The organism is Nonomuraea sp. 3-1Str, assembly GCF_031570565.1.
Lineage (GTDB): Bacteria > Actinomycetota > Actinomycetes > Streptosporangiales > Streptosporangiaceae > Nonomuraea.
Genome location: NZ_JALHBK010000009.1, coordinates 149,363 through 166,650, shown reverse-complemented (window position 1 = coordinate 166,650; position 17,288 = coordinate 149,363). Strand labels below are relative to the sequence as shown.

At 72.3% G+C, this 17,288-nt stretch carries 16 protein-coding genes; 7 read left to right on the top strand and 9 right to left on the bottom strand.

The genetic code is table 11. The features are described from left to right. Nucleotides 1–78 precede the first annotated feature (78 nt). The 3 genes from MTP10_RS17070 (at nucleotide 79) to MTP10_RS17060 (ending at nucleotide 1,737) form a co-directional block, all read left to right on the top strand. On the top strand, nucleotides 79–366 hold the full coding sequence (locus MTP10_RS17070; protein ID WP_310710430.1) for an FAD-dependent oxidoreductase: 288 nt from the start codon (nucleotides 79–81) through the stop codon (nucleotides 364–366). A gap of 87 nt (nucleotides 367–453) precedes the next feature. Further along, nucleotides 454–1,023 carry a hypothetical protein gene (locus MTP10_RS17065; protein ID WP_310710428.1) on the top strand — a complete coding sequence of 190 codons (570 nt, stop codon included), beginning with the start codon at nucleotides 454–456 and terminating at the stop codon, nucleotides 1,021–1,023. Between the two features lie 60 nt (nucleotides 1,024–1,083). After that, nucleotides 1,084–1,737: an HNH endonuclease family protein gene (locus MTP10_RS17060; RefSeq protein WP_310710427.1), complete on the top strand. Its 654-nt coding sequence runs from the start codon at nucleotides 1,084–1,086 to the stop codon at nucleotides 1,735–1,737. A 16-nt stretch (nucleotides 1,738–1,753) separates the two neighbouring features. On the opposite strand, the gene MTP10_RS17055 is transcribed toward MTP10_RS17060, so the two are convergent. From MTP10_RS17055 to aceB, 9 genes are all read right to left on the bottom strand, one after another. After that, nucleotides 1,754–1,954 carry a hypothetical protein gene (locus MTP10_RS17055; RefSeq protein WP_310710426.1) on the bottom strand — a complete coding sequence of 67 codons (201 nt, stop codon included), beginning with the start codon at nucleotides 1,952–1,954 and terminating at the stop codon, nucleotides 1,754–1,756. A 157-nt stretch (nucleotides 1,955–2,111) separates the two neighbouring features. After that, nucleotides 2,112–3,137, bottom strand: coding sequence for a M23 family metallopeptidase (locus MTP10_RS17050; RefSeq protein ID WP_310710425.1), 1,026 nt, complete (start codon nucleotides 3,135–3,137; stop codon nucleotides 2,112–2,114). Nucleotides 3,138–3,286: 149 nt separating this feature from the next. Further along, the gene (locus MTP10_RS17045) at nucleotides 3,287–5,212 is read right to left on the bottom strand and encodes a hypothetical protein (RefSeq protein WP_310710424.1); all 1,926 of its coding nucleotides are present in this window, start codon (nucleotides 5,210–5,212) and stop codon (nucleotides 3,287–3,289) included. Between the two features lie 93 nt (nucleotides 5,213–5,305). Continuing rightward, nucleotides 5,306–5,518, bottom strand: a complete 213-nt coding sequence (locus tag MTP10_RS17040) for a DUF2277 domain-containing protein (protein WP_310710423.1) — start codon at nucleotides 5,516–5,518, stop codon at nucleotides 5,306–5,308. Nucleotides 5,519–5,599: 81 nt separating this feature from the next. Beyond that, on the bottom strand, nucleotides 5,600–6,346 hold the full coding sequence (locus tag MTP10_RS17035) for an IclR family transcriptional regulator (RefSeq protein WP_310710543.1): 747 nt from the start codon (nucleotides 6,344–6,346) through the stop codon (nucleotides 5,600–5,602). Between the two features lie 40 nt (nucleotides 6,347–6,386). Beyond that, nucleotides 6,387–7,589, bottom strand: a complete 1,203-nt coding sequence (locus tag MTP10_RS17030; RefSeq protein ID WP_310710422.1) for a heterodisulfide reductase-related iron-sulfur binding cluster — start codon at nucleotides 7,587–7,589, stop codon at nucleotides 6,387–6,389. Nucleotide 7,590: 1 nt separating this feature from the next. Next, a complete protein-coding gene (locus tag MTP10_RS17025) occupies nucleotides 7,591–8,769 on the bottom strand; it encodes an FAD-binding oxidoreductase (RefSeq protein WP_310710421.1) in 1,179 nt (392 codons plus the stop codon). Then, nucleotides 8,769–10,229: an FAD-linked oxidase C-terminal domain-containing protein gene (locus MTP10_RS17020; RefSeq protein WP_310710420.1), complete on the bottom strand. Its 1,461-nt coding sequence runs from the start codon at nucleotides 10,227–10,229 to the stop codon at nucleotides 8,769–8,771. Before MTP10_RS17020 ends, MTP10_RS17025 begins: the two co-directional genes overlap by 1 nt. Before the next feature lie 10 nt (nucleotides 10,230–10,239). Then, a complete protein-coding gene (aceB, locus tag MTP10_RS17015; protein WP_310710419.1) occupies nucleotides 10,240–11,817 on the bottom strand; it encodes a malate synthase A in 1,578 nt (525 codons plus the stop codon). 153 nt (nucleotides 11,818–11,970) lie between these two features. Between aceB and MTP10_RS17010 the strand changes: the two genes are divergently transcribed. The 4 genes from MTP10_RS17010 (at nucleotide 11,971) to MTP10_RS16995 (ending at nucleotide 16,677) form a co-directional block, all read left to right on the top strand. Next, nucleotides 11,971–12,669: a DUF4097 family beta strand repeat-containing protein gene (locus tag MTP10_RS17010; protein WP_310710418.1), complete on the top strand. Its 699-nt coding sequence runs from the start codon at nucleotides 11,971–11,973 to the stop codon at nucleotides 12,667–12,669. Nucleotides 12,670–12,779: 110 nt separating this feature from the next. Continuing rightward, nucleotides 12,780–14,192 (top strand): GTPase HflX, encoded by a 1,413-nt coding sequence (gene hflX / locus MTP10_RS17005; RefSeq protein WP_310710417.1) that lies wholly within the window; start codon nucleotides 12,780–12,782, stop codon nucleotides 14,190–14,192. A 414-nt stretch (nucleotides 14,193–14,606) separates the two neighbouring features. Continuing rightward, on the top strand, nucleotides 14,607–15,815 hold the full coding sequence (gene hutI / locus MTP10_RS17000; RefSeq protein ID WP_310710416.1) for an imidazolonepropionase: 1,209 nt from the start codon (nucleotides 14,607–14,609) through the stop codon (nucleotides 15,813–15,815). A 49-nt stretch (nucleotides 15,816–15,864) separates the two neighbouring features. Next, entirely contained in the window at nucleotides 15,865–16,677 is an 813-nt protein-coding gene (locus MTP10_RS16995) for a DegV family protein (RefSeq protein ID WP_310710414.1), read from the top strand. The last annotated feature ends 611 nt before the right edge of the window (nucleotides 16,678–17,288 follow it).

The following is a 17,288-nucleotide window of genomic DNA, read 5'->3' as shown; positions in this document are numbered from 1 at the left end:
GAGCCATCGTCGCCGGCTGATCCGGCGCTTGCTGCGTAATAAGAACCCAGAGGACGCATGGTGGGCCGGCCGCGTCTGATGATCCACGGATCCGGCATCGTCGGCTGTGCCCTGGCCGACGAGCTCACCGAACGCGGCCGGACCGGCGTCACCGTCGTCGAGCAGGGCCCGCTCCACGCCCCCGGGGGCTCCGGCTCCCACGCCCCCGGCCCGGTCTTCCGGACCGACCCGTCGAAGGCCATGACGGAGTTCGCCGCGTACACGGTCCGCGAGTACGGCGGGCTGACCCTCGGCGGGCGGCCCTGCTTCGACCGGGTCGGCGGACCGGACGTGGCCACCACCCCCGAGCGCCGGGCCGAGGCGTGAGGGGTTCAGGCCGAGCTGGCCGACCCGGCGCGGTCCGCGCGGCTGTGGCCGTCGCTCGGCGCGGGCCGGGTCCTGGGCGGTCTCCACGTGCCGGGCGACGAGCCGGCGGCGGTGGCGTGCGCTGAGGCGCGGGCACGGCGCGCGGCCGACGGGGGCGCGAGGTTCCTGGCAGCCTCCGACGGCTTCCGGCCGGCGGCCGAGGCTCCGGGCCCGGACGGGTCCCGGGTGGCGGAGGCGGTGCGGGTGACGCGTTCGGCAGGCGTGGCCGAGGCCGTGGCGGAGCCGCTCGCGGCGGGTCGTCCCGGTGTCGACCCGCACGAGTGTGAGCTCGATCGCTTCGAGAAGGTCCAGCTCGCCCCGGTCTTCGGCGAAGAGCGCGGCCGGCGGAACTTCGTCGAGGTCTACGACGTCCTCCACCCTGTCCAGGGTATGGATTCGCCCCGGCCATGGCGAACCGCCCCCTGCCTCTCCCGCCGGCGCGAGCTGGGGGGTTCTTTCTGCAGCCGTCCGGGCGGGAGCGGCCCGCGCCCGCCCGCACGGCTGACGGGCACGGGGCGGACGTGCCGGTCCGCGCCTCGTACGCCGCGCACCTGGCGGAACGGCTCCTTAATGCCATGGCGGGATACTTGGGCAATTAGGGGTAATTGCTATACCTAGGCTTTACACAATTCTGAAGTCTGGGGTGGGGACGTGCGGGTGCGTGCGGGTTTGGTCGGAATGGCCGCAGTGGTGGCACTTGCCGGATGTGGTGGGTTATCGGCCCGGACGGGGGCGGACACCTCGTCGTCCACGTCCTCGAAGTCCGACAAGGCGGACGTCGGCGAGGCGCGGAAGAAGCTCGGCAAGCTGGAGGTCAAGGGGCGGGCTCCGCGGACCGGGTTCGAGCGGGAGAAGTTCGGCCCCGCGTGGTCGGATGTGGACCACAACGGCTGCGACACCCGCAACGACATCCTGAAGCGGGACCTGCGCGAGGAGAAGTTCAAGGCCGGAACGCACGACTGCATCGTGCTCAGCGGCGTCCTGGACGACCCGTACAGCGGGAAGACCATCACCTTCAAGCGCGGCCAGGACACCAGCACCGCGGTGCAGATCGACCACCTGGTGCCGCTCTCCGACGCCTGGCAGAAGGGCGCCCAGCAGTGGACGGCCGCCAAGCGCAAGGAGTTCGCCAACGACCCGCTCAACCTGCTCGCGGTCGACGGCCCGCTGAACAACCAGAAGAGCGACTCCGACGCCGCCACCTGGCTGCCCCCGCGCAAGGCGTACCGGTGCGCCTACATCGCCCGTCAGATCGACGTGAAGGCGAAGTACGGCGTGTGGGTGACCTCGGGCGAGAAGGACGCCATGCAGGGCATCCTGTCGTCCTGCTGAGGGTCCCCGGCAGGGATCAGGCCGTCTCCTCCCCGGCGTCCGCCGGGGCGCGGAGCTCGGCCAGGTCCACGAGTTCCTGGAGCTGGTCGAGCTGGTAGTAGCCCATGCCGAGGGCGTGGCCGTGCCGGGTGACCCGGTACCAGATCTCGCCGGGCCTGGCCGCCGGCTCGATCATGCGCGCGAACAGCCAGTGGACCGTGTCCACACGCAGTTCCACGGGCTCCACACGGAGCCCGTCCGGTCCCACGAGGTACGGCGCCATCTCCCCGGTGTACCTCGCGGGCGCCGGGTGAGGCCAGCCTCACCCGGTCATCGAAGCTCCGAGGCGATCCGGAGCCCGGCCGCCCGCCAGCGGAGCGGGCGGCCGTCGGAGATCAGCCGCAGTGCTCGAAGGGGCTGTTGTAGGTGGCCGTTCCGGCCTTACCGCCCCACTTGACGCACTTGCCGGCCGCGCTGGCGCGCACCGGGCCCGCGTAGTAGGTGAAGCTGCCGCTGTCGGTGGCGCGGGTCTTACCCTGCACCTCCAGGTAGGCGCTGGCGGCGGTCTTCGTGCCGAGCGAGGTCTTCTTGATCGTCGCCACGCAGTTCGACTTGCTGCTGCTGTTGTACGTCAGGTAGACGGTTCCGGCCGTGCCGAGCGCGGCCGAGTCGATCACCTTGTAGCCGCTGCCGCACACGGACGCCGCGGTGTGCGGGTTGCCGGGGGTGCTGCCGCCTCCGCCGCAGTTCTTGGAGGTCAGCGTCTGGTTCGGGTAGCCGAAGGTGACCCCGTTGAAGACGGCCTTGCGGATGTTGGAGGGGTAGGACGTGCCGTTGCGGATCTCGAAGTGCAGGTGCGGGCTGATGTTGTTGCCCGGCTTGCTGGTCTTGCCGAGGGTCCCGATCTTCTGGCCCTGGGAGACCCGGGCGCCCGCGGAGACGGCACGCGAGTTCAGGTGCGCGTAGAAGGACGTGTATCCGCCCCCGTGGTCGATCTTGACGAGGTTGCCGTAGCCGTTGGTCGAGCCCTGGTGGGCCGAGATGACCACGGTGCCCGCCGCCGCGGCCACGACGGTGTCACCGAGGTCGGCGTCCGCCGTGCTGCCCCGGTTCCAGTCGATCTCATACGACCTGTGGGCGCTGCTGTTGCTGGAGTTGCCGGTCCACGACTGGCCGCAGGGGAAGGGCATCTGGAAGTTCGGCGCCGCCAGGGTCGAGGCGAGCGGGACGTTCACCTCGTTCGCCGGGTCGCCGCCCTCGCCCTCGTCCTCCGCGGGGGACGTCGTCGTGGGAGTGGCGCTGGGAGTGGGCGTGGCGACCGCCGTCTTCGGCGCGAAGGTCGTGCTGGCCGACGCGGCCTGGCCCGATGCAAGGCCGACTAACAGGGCGAAGCCCAGCGTGAGCATCCCTCTAGATCTCATGCGAATTCCTTCCACGGGTGCCGGGGACGAGTCCCAGGTGGCACCCGAGCTCTGTTGGCTCTGTCGAAACGCGCTTGCTGAAGATCTAGATTGCGAGTCGCGTGTACAGAGAACATCCAGAAATCCGCATAACGCCCGGCGCGGCGAGGTCAGGACTCCGCGCCGAGCGCCGCCTTCGTCAGCTCGGCCTGCCGCCTGATCTGGCCTAACACGACCGGGTTGACGCCCTTCTCCTCGAAGATCGTCACCATCCGGTCCATCACGGCGCCGGCCCGGTCCAGGTCGCCCTGCCGCGCCTCGGCCCTGGCCAGCCGCCGCATCACCATGTTGAGCGTGATGTTGTCGATGAGCCCGCCGGACGCGGCCGCGCGGGCCACCGCCGACAGCTGCCGCACGCCCTGCTCCGGGTCCGGGGGCCGCACCCGCAGCCGCTTGCCCGCCGTGATCGTCTTGAACTCCCGCTCGGCGTTGAGCCCCTTGACCATCCGGGCGTACACGGTCAGGGGGTGCGTGCCGTACCGGTCGATCAGCTCGTCCAGCGCCTCGTTGCCGGCGCGCAGCGCCGGCGAGTCGGAGCCGAGCAGCGAGAACAGCTTGCCCTGCTCCTCGCCGAGCATCAGCTCGGCGACCCGGTGGTCCTCGGCGCCGGCCGGGTAACGCACCCGCACCAGGCAGGGGCCGGAGACGATGCGCGAGCCGTCGGCGCCGATGTACTGGCCGCGCACCCGGTACTCACCCGGCTGCTGGAAGTAGTGCCCGTCACGGCCGTGCCCGATGTAGGCGCTGCGGTACAGGGCCGGGCTGCCCGCGTCGAGCCGTACCTCGGTGGAGTGGTCCACGCAGTGGCGCATCATCGGCCGGTACAGGAGGGTGCGGCCGCTCGGCTGCGTGACGCAGATCTGCGTGAACTCCGTGTCGGGATGCAGGTGGCCGTGGGTGGTGCGCGGCTCGCCCGTGACGGACAGCTTCAGCTCCACCACCACCGGCTCGCCGAAGCCGAACCCCTCCTTGGCCCGCACCTCCAGCCGCAGCCCGGACAGGTCCTCCACCGGCTGCTCGAACGGCGCGATCTCGGCCGCTCCGGTGCCGAAGGCGTTGGCGCCCATGGCCACGTCCCGGTAGAAGCCGTGGCGCAGGTGCACCAGCTCGGCGTCGGTGAACTGGAACGGGAACGCCGCCCAGTAGCCGGCCTCGCCGCCGGGGCGGTAGTTCTGGACGTAGTTCATCCAGGACAGGTCGCCGAAGCCGCCGTCGGGGCCGAGCGGCTGCGGCGGGTTGCCCAGGTTCTTCTGCCAGGAGTGCAGCAGGTTGAACGCGTGCCCGAGCTCGTGGACGTACGTGCGCAGCTGCGCCCGCTGGGCCTGCGGCGTGTCGCCCCTGATCGCGTCGTAGAAGACGGCGGAGCCCTGCCGCTGGTGGGCGTCGTTGTAGTCGAACATGATGCCCCGGTAGCCGCCCACGTGCCGGCCGGCCACCAGCAGCCACACCCGCCAGGCCACCGTGTCGGCGAACTGGCTGAACTGCTGCGTCATCGCGTGGTGCAGCTCGGCGTCGTCCCAGACCAGGTCGGCGCCGGCGCCGTCGGCGGGGATGACGCCCGGCTCGGCCACGGTCAGCCCGATGCCGGCCTCGGCGTAGGCGGCGGCCACGCTCAGCTCGCGCGGCGCGCAGCCGGCCGGGGCGGGCAGGGCCGCGGTGTGGTAGCCGGCGAACGGCACCGTCCCGGCGACCGAGTCCACCTCCAGCAGCACCTGCCGGAAGTGCGCGGAGGCGAACGCCACGGGGTAGACCCGGCCGGCGACCTCGGCCGTGCCGGAGCCGCCGGTGAGCGTGACCGTCACGTCCCTGGCGGGCGTGTCGAACGTGAACGCGCCCCGCCCGGCGATGCGCGCCTCGTCGCCCTCCGCGCGCACCGTGGGGGAGTGCACCACGAACGAGCCGGCGTACGTGGTGGTCGAGCCGGCCACGGAGAACAGGTCCCCGCTCACCCGGCCGGTGGGCCGCGCCCCGTCCACGTCGATCCGGAGCTCCAGTCGCGATCCGCCGTCCTGACCCTGGTACAGCCCGCTGATCATGGCAGCTCCCTGGCGTCCGATGGGGGTACACCGGGGACACTTCTCCCGGCGGGGGCCGCTGTCAACGACCTCCGCGCGACTCGCCGGGACGGGTCAGCGGGCCCCGCGGACCTTCAGCGCGCCCAGCAGCTCCTCCGAGGCCCGGGTGATCTCCTCCACGGCACGCTCGAACGCCTCCGCGTTGTGCGGGGCGGGCGACCGGAACCCGGAGATCTTGCGGACGTACTGGAGCGCCGCGGCCCGCACGTCGTCCTCGGTCACGTCATCGGTGTACGGCGGGCGCAGCGTCTTGATGCTTCGGCACATGCCTCAACCGTATTGAAGCGCTCCTCCGGAGGAAACCGGGGATTCCCGCGCCACCGGCGCAGCACGACAGCCGGCGCGCTGTCACCTGCCCGTCGTGACCGGGGCCAGTTCGGTCCCGAACGCGCGCGCGATGGTCCGCAGGCCCTCGGCCAGCTCCTCCCGGTCCACCGCGTCGATCCGCTCGGCCGGCCCGGACACCGACATCGCGGCCACCACGCGCTCGCCGTCGCTCACGGGCACGGCCAGGCAGTGCACGCCCAGCTCCTCCTCGCCCAGGTCCATCGCGTAGCCGGCCGCCCGGACCCGCTCCAGCTCGGCCAGCATGGCGGCGGCCTCGGTGATCGTGTTCGGCGTGCGGCGCGGCATGCCGGTGCGCTCCAGCAGCGTCACCGCCTCCTCCGCGCCGCGTCCCGCCAGCAGCACCTTGCCCACGGCCGTGCTGTGCGGCAGCACCCTCCTGCCCACCTCGGCGAACATCCGCAGCCGCCGCGGCGACGGCACCTGCGCCACGTACACGACGAAGTCGCCCTCCAGCACGGCCAGGTTCGCCGTCTCGCCGGACAGCTCCACCATCCGCGCGAGGTGGGGCCGCGCCCACTCGCCCACCATGCCCTCGGCCACCCCGCCGAGCCGCACCAGCCCCGCGCCGAGCGCGTAGCGGCGGTCGGACTCCTGGCGCACGTAGCCGCGCGCCAGCAGGGTGCGCAGCAGCCGGTGGATGGTCCCGTACGGCAGCCCGGTCTTCGCGGCGATCTCCGACAGACCGGCCGCGCCGCCGTGCTCGGCCAGGGTCTCCAGCACGTCCAGCGCCCGATCGATCGACTGCACGCTCACGCGCCCGCCCCCTCGTTCCCCGTCTCGTCCCGGATCACAGGGACACCCCGCGCAGCGAGGCGTCCAGCACCTCGGCCGTGTGCGCCACCCGGATCGTGGCGCCGGCCCGGCGCATTGCCGCGGCGATCTGCATCGTGCAGCCGGGGTTGGCCGACACCAGCAGCTCCGCGCCGGTCGAGGCGACCCCCTTGGCCTTGCGGTCGCCGAGGTCGCGGGCGGCCTCGGGCTGGAAGATGTTGTACGTGCCGGCCGAGCCGCAGCAGATGGCCGACTCGGGCACCTCGCGCAGCTCCAGCCCCGGGATGCCGGCCAGCAGAGCCCGCGGCTGGACCCGTACGCCCTGCGCGTGGGCCAGGTGGCAGGCGTCGTGGTAGGCCGCGACGACCGGCAGCGGATGCCGGGGCGCCACCGGCCCCAGCTCGGCCAGGAACTCCGACAGGTCGCGCACCCGGAAAGGCGGCTCCGTGCCGAGCAGCTCGCCGTACTCCTTCATCGACGAGCCGCATCCGGCCGCGTTGACCACCACCGTGTCCACGCCGGCCCGTTCGAAAACGCGGACCGTGCGGCGGGCCAGCCGCCTGGCCTGGTCGTCGCGGCCGGAGTGGACGCTGAGCGCGCCGCAGCAGCCCTGGCCCGCCGGGACGACCACGTCGCAGCCCTCCAGCGCCAGCACCCGCGCGGTGGCCGCGTTCACCTGCGGGAAGAACTCCCGCTGCACGCAGCCGGTGAGCATGCCCACGACGGCCCGGCGCGGCCCCCTGGCGCGGACCAGGCGCGGCAGGCGCTGCCGCCGCTCCACGCGGGGCGTGAGCGCGGCCATCGCCCCCAGGCCGGGATGCACCCGCTCCAGGAACGGCGCCAGCCGCCGCGTCAGCCCCGTCAGCGGCCTGGTCAGCCCGAGCCGCCGCGGGTAGGGGAACAGGCTGAACACCAGGCCGCGCACGGCCCGCTCACGCGGCTCCCGGACGTGGACGCGCTCCACCTCGGCCCGCGTCTGCTCGATCAGCCGGTCGTAGCGCACCCCGGACGGGCAGGCGGTGACGCAGGCCATGCAGCCCAGGCACGCGTCGAAGTGCCCGGCCATCTCGGGCGTCACAGGAGTGCCCTCGACGTGCTGGCTCATCAGGTGGATGCGGCCGCGCGGGGAATCCATCTCCTCGCCCCACAGCACGTACGTGGGGCACGTGGGCAGGCAGAACCCGCAGTGCACGCAGTCGTCGATCAGCTCCGGGTCCATGTCAGATCCCTCCCGCGAACCGTCCCGGAGACAGCCTCCGCCCGGGATCGAACTGGTCCTTGCCCCGCCGCATCAGCGGCAGCGCGGCGACCGGGCCCCACCGGTCCACGCCCTCGTACGGCGAGGCGAGCACGACGACGGCGTGCGCCCGCTCCCGCAGCGCGGCCACGGCGGCGGCCAGCCGCTCCCCGGTGGCGTCTCCCGCCGGGGCCAGACGCAGGCGGCCGGACACCGGCGAGCCGCGCAGCCGCAGCCCGTGCTCGCCCGCCGCCTCCAGCACCCCGTCGAGCGCGGCCGGCACGAAGCGGGCCTCCAGCAGGACCTCGTCATGCGGCGGCGGCGCGCCCCACCACGAAGGCGCCCGCTCCGTCACCTCGCCGGCCCCCACCGCCTCGCGCAGCGCCCTGGCCCGCGGCTCGGCCGCCGTGCCCTCCACCAGCGCGGCCAGCGTCACCGGGGCCGCCCCGCCGGGCCGGTCGAGCTCCACCGCGACCGGCTCCGCCTGGGAGGCCGCCAGCAGCGCGGCCGTCTCGCGCGGGCGCTCCACCCCGTCCACCACCAGCCAGCGCCGGTCGGGGGGCAGCGGGTGCAGCCGGAACGTGGCCTCGGCGATCACGCCCAGCGTGCCGTACGAGCCGGTGAACAGCTTGCCCAGGTCGTAGCCCGCGACGTTCTTGACGACCTTGCCGCCCGAGCGGGCCACGGTGCCGTCGGCCAGCACGACCGTGACGCCGATGAGCAGGTCGCGCGGCGTCCCGTACCGGAAGGCGCGCGGCCCGTACGCCGCGGTGGCCAGCGTGCCGCCCACGGTGGCGTCCGGGGGCGCGTCCAGCGCCAGCTCCTGCCCCTCGGCCGCGAGCACGCCGGCCAGGGCGCCCATCGTCACCCCGGCCTGGGCGCGCACGACCAGGTCGCCCGCCGCGTGCTCCAGCACCTCGTTCAGGCAGCACAGGTCGAGCAGCACGTCGCAGCGCTCGGGCGGCGCGCCCCAGTGCAGCTTCGTGCCGCCGCCCACCGGCGTGAGCGCGAGATCCTGCTCGGCGCAGGCCCGCAGCACGGCCGAGACCTCCCCGACCGTCTCCGGCAGCACCACCCAGCGCGGCCTCACCCCGGCCACCGCGTCGCCGGCCACGGCGTCCCTGACCGTCACGCCGGTCTTCTCCAGCAGCTCGCGCGACATCAGAAGTGCTCCGCCTCCCCGGACTCGACCAGCGGGTGCACGCCCTTGCGAACGCCCGGCACCTCGCCGCACAGCCGCGGCGTCGGGAACACCTTGCCCGGGTTGGACAGGCCCCTCGGGTCGAAGGCGCACCGGACGAGCTGCATGGTGTCGAGATCGTCGCCGGAGAACATCTTCGGCATGTAGCGGGCCTTGTCCACCCCTACGCCGTGCTCGCCGGTGATCGACCCCCCGTGCTCGATGCACAGGTCGAGGATCGCCCCGGACACCACCTCGGCCCGCTCGCCCGCGCCCGGCTCGGCGTCGTCGAACAGCACGAGCGGGTGCAGGTTGCCGTCGCCGGCGTGGAAGACGTTGGCCACCCTGATGCGGTGCTCCGCCGACAGCCGGTCGATGGCGGCCAGCACGCGCGGCAGCGAGGTGCGCGGCACCACGCCGTCCTGCACGATGTAGGCGGGGCTGATGCGCCCCACCGCCGCGAACGCCGACCTGCGGCCCTTCCAGATCGCCGCCCGCTCGGCCGGATCGGCCGCCACGCGCGTCTCGAACGCGCCCGAGCACAGCTCCCGCAGCGCGGCGAACTGCGCCGCCACCTCGTCCTCGGGCCCGTCGAGCTCCACGATCAGCACCGCTCCGGCGCCGCGCGGGTAGGAGCAGGCCACGGCCGCCTCGGCGGCCTCGATGGACAGCGCGTCCATCATCTCGATCGCCGCCGGCACGATGCCCGCGCCGATGATCGCGGACACGGCCCGGCCGCCCTCCTCGATGCTCCGGAACGCCGCCAGCACCGTGGTCACCGCCTCGGGGGCGCGGCTCAGCCGTACCGTGACCTTGGTGGCGACGCCCAGCGTGCCCTCCGAGCCGACGAACGCGCCCAGCAGGTCGTAGCCGGGGTCCATGCGGTCGAGCCGGACCAGGTCGCCGTCGGGGGTGACGATCTCGCACGCCTCGACGTGGTTGACGGTGAAGCCGTACTTCAGGCAGTGGGCGCCGCCGGAGTTCTCCGCCACGTTGCCGCCGATGGAGCAGACCTGCTGGCTGGACGGGTCGGGGGCGTAGTAGTAGCCCCGGTCGCGCACGGCCTCGGTGATGGCGAGGTTCGTGACGCCCGGCTCCACCACGGCCCGCCGGTTCGGCAGGTCGATCTCCAGGACGCGGCGCATCTTCGAGGTGACGATGAGCACGCCGTCCTCGCGCGGCAGCGCGCCGCCCGACAGCCCGGTGCCGGAGCCCCGGGCCACGAACGGCACACCGTGCTCGTTGCACAGCCGCACCACCAGCGCCACCTGCTCGGCGGTCTCCGGCAGCGCGACCACGCCCGGGACGGCCCGGTGGTAGGTCAGGCCGTCGCACTCGTACGTGCGCAGCCGTACCGGATCGGTGATCACCGAGTCGGCGGGCAGGGCCGAGCGCAGGGCGGCCGTCAGGGGAGCGATGGCGGGGGACGGGCTCGGTGTCATACGGCTCCTTCTACGGCATGCGCGCGTACGCGGGAAGCGTGAGGAACTCGGCGAACTCGTCGTCCAGGGCGACCTCCTTGAACAGCGCCGTGGCCTGAGCGTACAGCTCCTCGTCGTGGCCGGGCTCGGCGGAGATGCGCTCCAGCTCCTCGCCGATGATGCGCTCGACCAGCTCCTTGGTCACCTGCGCGCCCGTGTCGGCGAGCGTGATGTCGTTGTGGATCCACTGCCAGATCTGCGAGCGGGAGATCTCGGCGGTGGCCGCGTCCTCCATGAGGTTGTGGATCGCCACCGCGCCCAGCCCGCCCATCCAGGCGGCCAGGTAGCGCAGCGCCACGTCCACGTTGTTGCGCAGGCCCGCCTCGGTGATGTCGCCGGGCGTCTTCGCCACCGACAGCAGGTCGGCGGCCGAGACGCTGACGTCCTCGCGCTTCCTGTCGATCTGGTGGGGCCGCTCGCCGAGGACCCCGTCGAACACCTCGCGGCAGACCGGCACCAGGTCCGGGTGCGCCACCCACGAGCCGTCGAAGCCGTCGCCCGACTCGCGCGTCTTGTCGGCGCGGACCTTCTCCAGCGCCACCGCGTTGACCTCGGGGTCGCGGCGCGACGGGATGAACGCCGCCATGCCGCCGATCGCGTGCGCCCCCCGCTTGTGGCAGGTGCGCACCAGCAGCTCGGTGTACGCGCGCATGAACGGCGCCGTCATCGTGACCGCGTTGCGCTCGGGCAGCAGGAACTCCCGGCCCCGGGTGCGGAACTTCTTGATGACGCTGAACAGGTAGTCCCAGCGGCCCGCGTTCAGCCCCGCCGAGTGCTCGCGCAGCTCGTACAGGATCTCCTCCATCTCGAACGCCGCCGGGTACGTCTCGATGAGCACGGTCGCCCGGATCGTCCCCTGGGGGATGCCGAGCAGTTCCTGCGCGTGGACGAACACGTCGTTCCAGAGCCGCGCCTCCAGGTGCGACTCCATCTTGGGCAGGTAGAAGTACGGGCCCTTGCCCTTGTCGAGCTGCCGCTGCGCGCAGTGGAAGAAGTAGAGGCCGAAGTCGAACAGCGACGCCGAGACGGGCCGGCCGTCCACCTTGGCGTGCTTCTCGTCCAGGTGCCAGCCGCGCGGGCGCACGACGATGGTGGCCAGCTCGGCGTCCGGCCCGAGCGCGTACGTCTTGCCGCCGGACTCGAAGTCGATGGTCCGGTCGAGCGCGTCGCGCAGGTTGAGCTGGCCGCCGACGCAGTTGGCCCAGAGCGGGGAGTTGGCGTCCTCGAAGTCGGCCAGCCAGACCTTGGCTCCGGAGTTGAGCGCGTTGATGGTCATCTTGCGGTCGACCGGGCCGGTGATCTCGACCCTGCGGTCCTCCAGGCCCGGCGCCGGCGGGGCGACGCTCCACTCCTCCTCCCTGACCGTCCTCGTTCCGGGCAGGAAGTCGAGGGTGCCGCCGGCCGACAGCTCCTCCTGCTTCGCCTGCCGGGCCTCCAGCAGCTCCAGCCGGCGGGGGCCGAACTCCTTCTGGAGCGCCGCCACGAAGCCGAGCGCCTCCGGCGTGAGGATCTCGTCGAACCGGTCGAGGATCGGGCCGTTGATCTCCATATCGCTCCTTTTCCATATATCGGAAATCGTGTTCTGGATTATGGAAGCGAAGCTACTTCATGCCCGCTCCAGGGTCAAAGGTGGGGGTACCCCCGGGGCCTCTTAGGGGGCATCCCCGATGCCGCGAGCCCCGCCGCGGGGGAGGATCCAGGCATGAAGAAGATCGTGATCGCGGGCGGACTGCTCGCCTCGGTGGCGCTGCTGACGGGCTGCGGGCTCCAGAGCCTGGCCGGCCCCACCAATCAGGACACCGTCGACTACCAGGTCACGGACAAGGTGGCCCGCCTCCAGGTGAAGAGCGGGGCGGGCGACGTCGCGGTCACCGAGTACGACGGGGCCGCCGTACGCGTCACCGAGACCATCCAGTGGCGCGACAACAGGCCCAAGACGGAGCACAAGGTCGAGGGCGACACGCTGATGCTCAGTTACACCTGCGACAACGGGCTCAAGAGCTGGGGCGACTGCGACGTCAACTACAAGGTCGAAGTCCCGAAGGGCCTCGCCGTCACCGTGAAGAACGGCTCCGGCGACATCACGCTCCGCTCGCTCACCGGGCCGATGGAGGTCTCGACCGGCTCGGGTGACGTGGACGGCACCGGTCTCGGCGTCAAGTCCACCATCGCCGAGGCGGGCTCGGGCAACATCGAGCTCAAGTACGTGACGGCGCCCGACAGCCTGCAGGCCGACGCCGGCTCGGGTGACATCGGGCTGCGCATCCCCGACGGCTCGTACGCCGTGACCACCAAGGTCGGCTCGGGCGACGAGAACATCACCGTCAAGGACGACGACGCCTCGCCGCACAAGCTCACGCTGCAGGCCGGGTCGGGCGACATCACGGTGTCCCCCTCGTAGCGCAGGTCACCCGTGTTGCCCCGATAACAAGGTGCTCGCGACGGGGATGTCGTGCCACCATCGGGGAAGACACCACGGTGTCCAGACGTTGCCTATTAGAGATGACACGAATGCACGAATACTCCGCGCTCGACGAGTTCGAGACCGGCGAGATGGACCTAGAGGAGCGCCAGGCGCTGCGCCGCGTGGCCGGCCTCTCCACCGAGCTCCAGGATGTCTCCGAGGTCGAATACCGGCAGCTGCGGCTCGAGCGGGTCGTCCTCGTCGGCGTCTGGACCTCAGGCACGGCGGAGGACGCCGACAACTCCCTGCTGGAGCTCAAGCTCCTGGCCGAGACGGCCGGATCGGAGGTCCTGGAAGGCCTCGTCCAGCGCCGCCAGAAGCCCGACCCCGCCACCTACATCGGCTCCGGCAAGGCGCTGGAGCTGCGCGACGTCGTCGAGGCGACCGGCGCCGACACCGTGATCTGCGACGGCGAGCTGACCCCCGGCCAGCTCCGCCAGCTCGAGGAGACGGTCAAGGTGAAGGTCATCGACCGCACCGCGCTGATCCTCGACATCTTCGCCCAGCACGCCAAGAGCCGCGAGGGCAAGGCCCAGGTCGAGCTGGCCCAGCTGCAGTACCTGCTGCCGCGTCTGCGCGGCTGGGGCGGCAACCTGTCGCGCCAGGTCGGCGGACGCGCCGCGGGCGGCGTCGGCATCGGCGGCCGCGGCCCCGGTGAGACGAAGATCGAGCTGGACCGCCGCCGCATCCGCGAGCGGATGTCCAAGCTGCGCCGCCAGATCAGCGGCATGTCCACCTCGCGCGAGACCATGCGCCAGCGGCGCGCCAAGCGCGAGGTCCCGGCGGTCGCGATCGCCGGCTACACCAACGCCGGCAAGTCCTCCCTGCTCAACCGCATCACCGGCGCGGGCGTGCTGGTGGAGGACGCGCTGTTCGCCACGCTCGACCCGACCGTGCGCCGGGCGCGCACGCCGGAAGGCAGGCTGTTCACGATCGCCGACACCGTCGGCTTCGTGCGGCACCTGCCGCACCAGCTCGTCGAGGCGTTCCGCTCCACGCTGGAGGAGGTCGCCGACGCCGACCTGATCCTGCACGTGGTCGACGGCTCGCACCCCGACCCCGAGGGCCAGCTCGCGGCCGTCCGCGAGGTCTTCGCCGACATCGAGGGCGCCTCCGACGTGCCCGAGATCGTGGTGATCAACAAGGCCGACGCCGCCGACCCCGACGTGCTCGACCGGATCGTCCGGCGCGAGCGCGACAACATCGTGGTCTCCGCGCGCACCGGCGCCGGGATCCCCGAGCTGATGGAGCTGGTCGAGCGCCGGCTGCCCCGGCTCGACCACGAGGTCACCCTCCTCGTCCCGTACGAGCGGGGAGACCTGATCTCGCGGGCCCACAAGGAGGGCGAGGTGCTCTCGCTGGACCACGTCGAGGACGGCACCGTGCTCCACGCGCGGGTGCTGGCCGGCCTCTACCAGGAGCTGGAGCGGGTGGGCAAGCCCATCGAGCGCGTCTCTTAGTCTGACGGGCAGGGCAGCTCTGTCGAAATAGCGTGCAGAGCTGCCCAAAAGCGGCAGTGGCCGTGGAACCCTCGGATTGCTAGGATATGCCGAGCCTTACCACACTAATGTCGCGGGTTTCAGATGACGGCTGATGCGATTCATGGTGCCTGCGGGGGTCCGAGGGAACGATCGGGGCTGGGTGAACGCTGGGATGATTGGGCTTTCTTCCGAATAACCCTGTACAGCGAGCCAGCCTGTGAAATAACGTAACTGAACTGAAATCGCCGGATCATGAGTCCGGCGATCCGGTCACCGCCCAGCCAAGCGGATGAGAAGCAGGAGACCCCCCATGTCGTCCCTACCCGGAGCCGACTCAGTGGGCTCGGCCCGAGCCGTGCGCTGGGTGACGCGCTCGTGCGGGGTGGTGATGCGGTGACCGTTCGGCTGCTGACCAACATCGGCCGCCTGTGGACCGGCAACGAGGTCCTCAGCAACGCGGCCATTCTCGTGCACAACGACCGGATCGCCTGGGTGGGGCGGGCTCCCGACCTGCCGCAGAGCGTCCCCGGAGTCGTCGACGACATCGTCGACGTCGACCATGTCGAGAACCTCGGCGGCGCCCTGGTCACGCCCGGCCTCATCGACGCGCACACGCATCCCGTCTACGCCGGCAACCGCTACGCCGAGCTCGCCATCCGCACCAGCGGCTCGACCTCCTCCGCCATCACCGCCGCGGGCGGCGGCGTGGGCTCCACCGTCACCGTGACCCGCGGCACCGACCCGTGGACCCTGTGCAACGGCGTGCGCGAGCGTCTTCGCGGCTGGCTGCTCAGCGGCACCACGACCGTCGAGGCCAAGACCGGCTACCACCTCACGCGCGACGGCGAGCTGGCCGACGTGCGGCTCCTGCGCGAGCTGGAGAAGGAGCCGATGATGCCGCGGGTGCACGTCACGTTCCTCGCGGGTCATGTCGTGCCGCCCGAGTACTTCGGCCGCCAGCGCGAGTACGTCGAGGCCGTGGGCGCCTGGTGCGCCGACGCCGCGGCTGCGGGCGCCGACAGCGTCGACGTCTACTGCGACGAGGGCCACTTCACCACCGAGGAGTCCCGCTGGGTCCTCGCCTCGGGCCGCAACGTCGGCCTGCTGCCGCGTGTCCACGCCGGTCTGTTCAGCCGCCGCGGCGCCGTTCAGCTCGCCGCCGAGCTCGGCTGCGCCTCCGCCGACGGACTCCACCACATGTCCGACGAGGACATCGCGATCATGTCCCGGTACGGCGTGCCGGCCGTGGTCTGCCCGGCCACGGCGCTCCAGCGGGGCAAGCTCCCGCCGGTGCGCCAGATGATCAAGCACGGCGTGCAGATCGCGCTCGGCAGCGACCACAACCCCGGCTACTGCGGCATCACCTCGATGTCGCTGGTCATCGCGATGGCGGTCTCGGCGTTCGGGATGAGCGTCAACGACGCGCTGCGGGCGGCCACGCTGGGCGGCGCCACCGTCCTCGGCGCTCCCGACCGCGGCGTGCTCGCGCCGGGCCGGCTGGCCGACATCGTGCAGTGGGACGCCGACCACGAGGGCGCCTTCGCCTGGTCCTTCGGCCTCAAGCCGCGCCGGGTGTGGCGCGGCGGCACTCCCGTCCAGTAACCCGTCCAGGGCAGGGTTGAAATTCGCCCTAACTGGCTAGTCTCCTGATATGTCACCCTCCGTCGCGGTCGTCACTGACTCCACCGCCTACCTCCCCGCGCTGCCGGGAGTCTCGGTGGTACCCGTACAGGTGCTGTCGGGCGGCGTCTCGTGCGACGAGGACGCGTTCACCGGAGACCTGCACGCGGCGACCACCTCCCGCCCGGCTCCCGCCCGGTTCGCGGAGTGCTACGCCTCCCTGGCCGCCGCAGGCGCCACCGGAGCGGTGTCGATCCACCTGTCGGGTGACCTGTCCGGCACGGTGGAGTCGGCCCGGCTCGCCGCCAAGGAGGCGCCCGTCCCGGTCGAGGTGATCGACAGCGGCTCCATCGCCATGGGCCTCGGCTTCCCGGTCATGGCCGCGGCCGACGCCGCCGCCCGGGGGGCGGGGCTGGAGGAGGTGGCCCAGGCGGCGCTGCGGTGCGCGTCCCGTACCCGTACGTTCTTCTACGCCGACACGCTCGACTCCCTGCGCCGCGGTGGGCGCGTGGGCACGGCGGCGTCGCTGGTCGGCTCGGCGCTGGCCATCAAGCCGCTGCTGCACCTGGTGGACGGGCGGGTGCTGCTGCTGGAGAAGGTCCGCACCGCCACGCGCGCCATCGCCCGCCTGGAGGACCTGGCGGTCGCGGCGGCCGGCCAGGGACCGGCGCGGGTGGCGGTCCAGCACCTCGCCGCCGGCGACCGGGCCAGGGCCCTGGCGGAACGCCTGCCCGAACGGTTGCCGGGGCTGACGGACTTACGGCTGGTCGAGGTGGGGGCGGTCGTCGGGGTCCACGTGGGGCCGGGGATGCTGGGGCTCACGGTCAGCCGGGACACCTCCTGACGCCTGGCGTTCTGAAGCCTGTGGTTCTGACGGCCGCCGTCCTGACGCCTGACTTGCCCGAACGCTCATCGTCCTGACGCCTGGCGCCTGACGCCCATCATCCTGACGCCCGTCGTCCACAGCCCCGGCGCGCGCCGCCCCTCCATCCCCAGAACGCCGTTCGCCCCCCTTCCGGCGCCCCGCGGGGCCGTACGTTCTGGGACGTGCGTTCCCAGGACCCGACCACCGAGCGGACCGTGGCCGAGGCCCGGCTGCGCTCCCTCACGCCTCCTGCCCGCCGCCCCCCCCGCCCGATCACCGCCCTGCAGAACACCCCCGACCACCAGCCCCCAGCGTCTCCCCCGGTCACCGCCCCCCGGCCCGCCGGGGACGCGCATCCCGTTTCCCCCAGGCCCCGTGACCCCGCCCCATCCATCCCCGGAGCGGGCCACGGGAGACACCCTTACCCGCCCCTCAGCACCGGCGGCCCAGATTTTGGCGACGCCTCTCCCGGAGAGGCTCCCGCATTTGAGGGCCGCGCACGAGACGCCCATGCCCATGAGGGCCGCGCACGTGACGCCCATGCCCATGAGGCCCGCGCACGTGACGCCCATGCCCATGAGGCCCGCGCA

Coding starts and splice junctions, on each gene's coding strand:
- MTP10_RS16995 (WP_310710414.1), top strand. CDS start 15,865: ATGTCACCCTCCGTCGCGGTCGTCACTGACTCCACCGCCTACCTCCCC.
- MTP10_RS17030 (WP_310710422.1), bottom strand. CDS start 7,589: ATGGACCCGGAGCTGATCGACGACTGCGTGCACTGCGGGTTCTGCCTG.
- MTP10_RS17040 (WP_310710423.1), bottom strand. CDS start 5,518: ATGTGCCGAAGCATCAAGACGCTGCGCCCGCCGTACACCGATGACGTG.
- aceB (WP_310710419.1), bottom strand. CDS start 11,817: ATGGAGATCAACGGCCCGATCCTCGACCGGTTCGACGAGATCCTCACG.
- MTP10_RS17060 (WP_310710427.1), top strand. CDS start 1,084: ATGGCCGCAGTGGTGGCACTTGCCGGATGTGGTGGGTTATCGGCCCGG.
- MTP10_RS17045 (WP_310710424.1), bottom strand. CDS start 5,212: ATGATCAGCGGGCTGTACCAGGGTCAGGACGGCGGATCGCGACTGGAG.
- hflX (WP_310710417.1), top strand. CDS start 12,780: ATGCACGAATACTCCGCGCTCGACGAGTTCGAGACCGGCGAGATGGAC.
- MTP10_RS17050 (WP_310710425.1), bottom strand. CDS start 3,137: ATGAGATCTAGAGGGATGCTCACGCTGGGCTTCGCCCTGTTAGTCGGC.
- MTP10_RS17070 (WP_310710430.1), top strand. CDS start 79: ATGATCCACGGATCCGGCATCGTCGGCTGTGCCCTGGCCGACGAGCTC.
- MTP10_RS17010 (WP_310710418.1), top strand. CDS start 11,971: ATGAAGAAGATCGTGATCGCGGGCGGACTGCTCGCCTCGGTGGCGCTG.
- MTP10_RS17020 (WP_310710420.1), bottom strand. CDS start 10,229: ATGACACCGAGCCCGTCCCCCGCCATCGCTCCCCTGACGGCCGCCCTG.
- MTP10_RS17025 (WP_310710421.1), bottom strand. CDS start 8,769: ATGTCGCGCGAGCTGCTGGAGAAGACCGGCGTGACGGTCAGGGACGCC.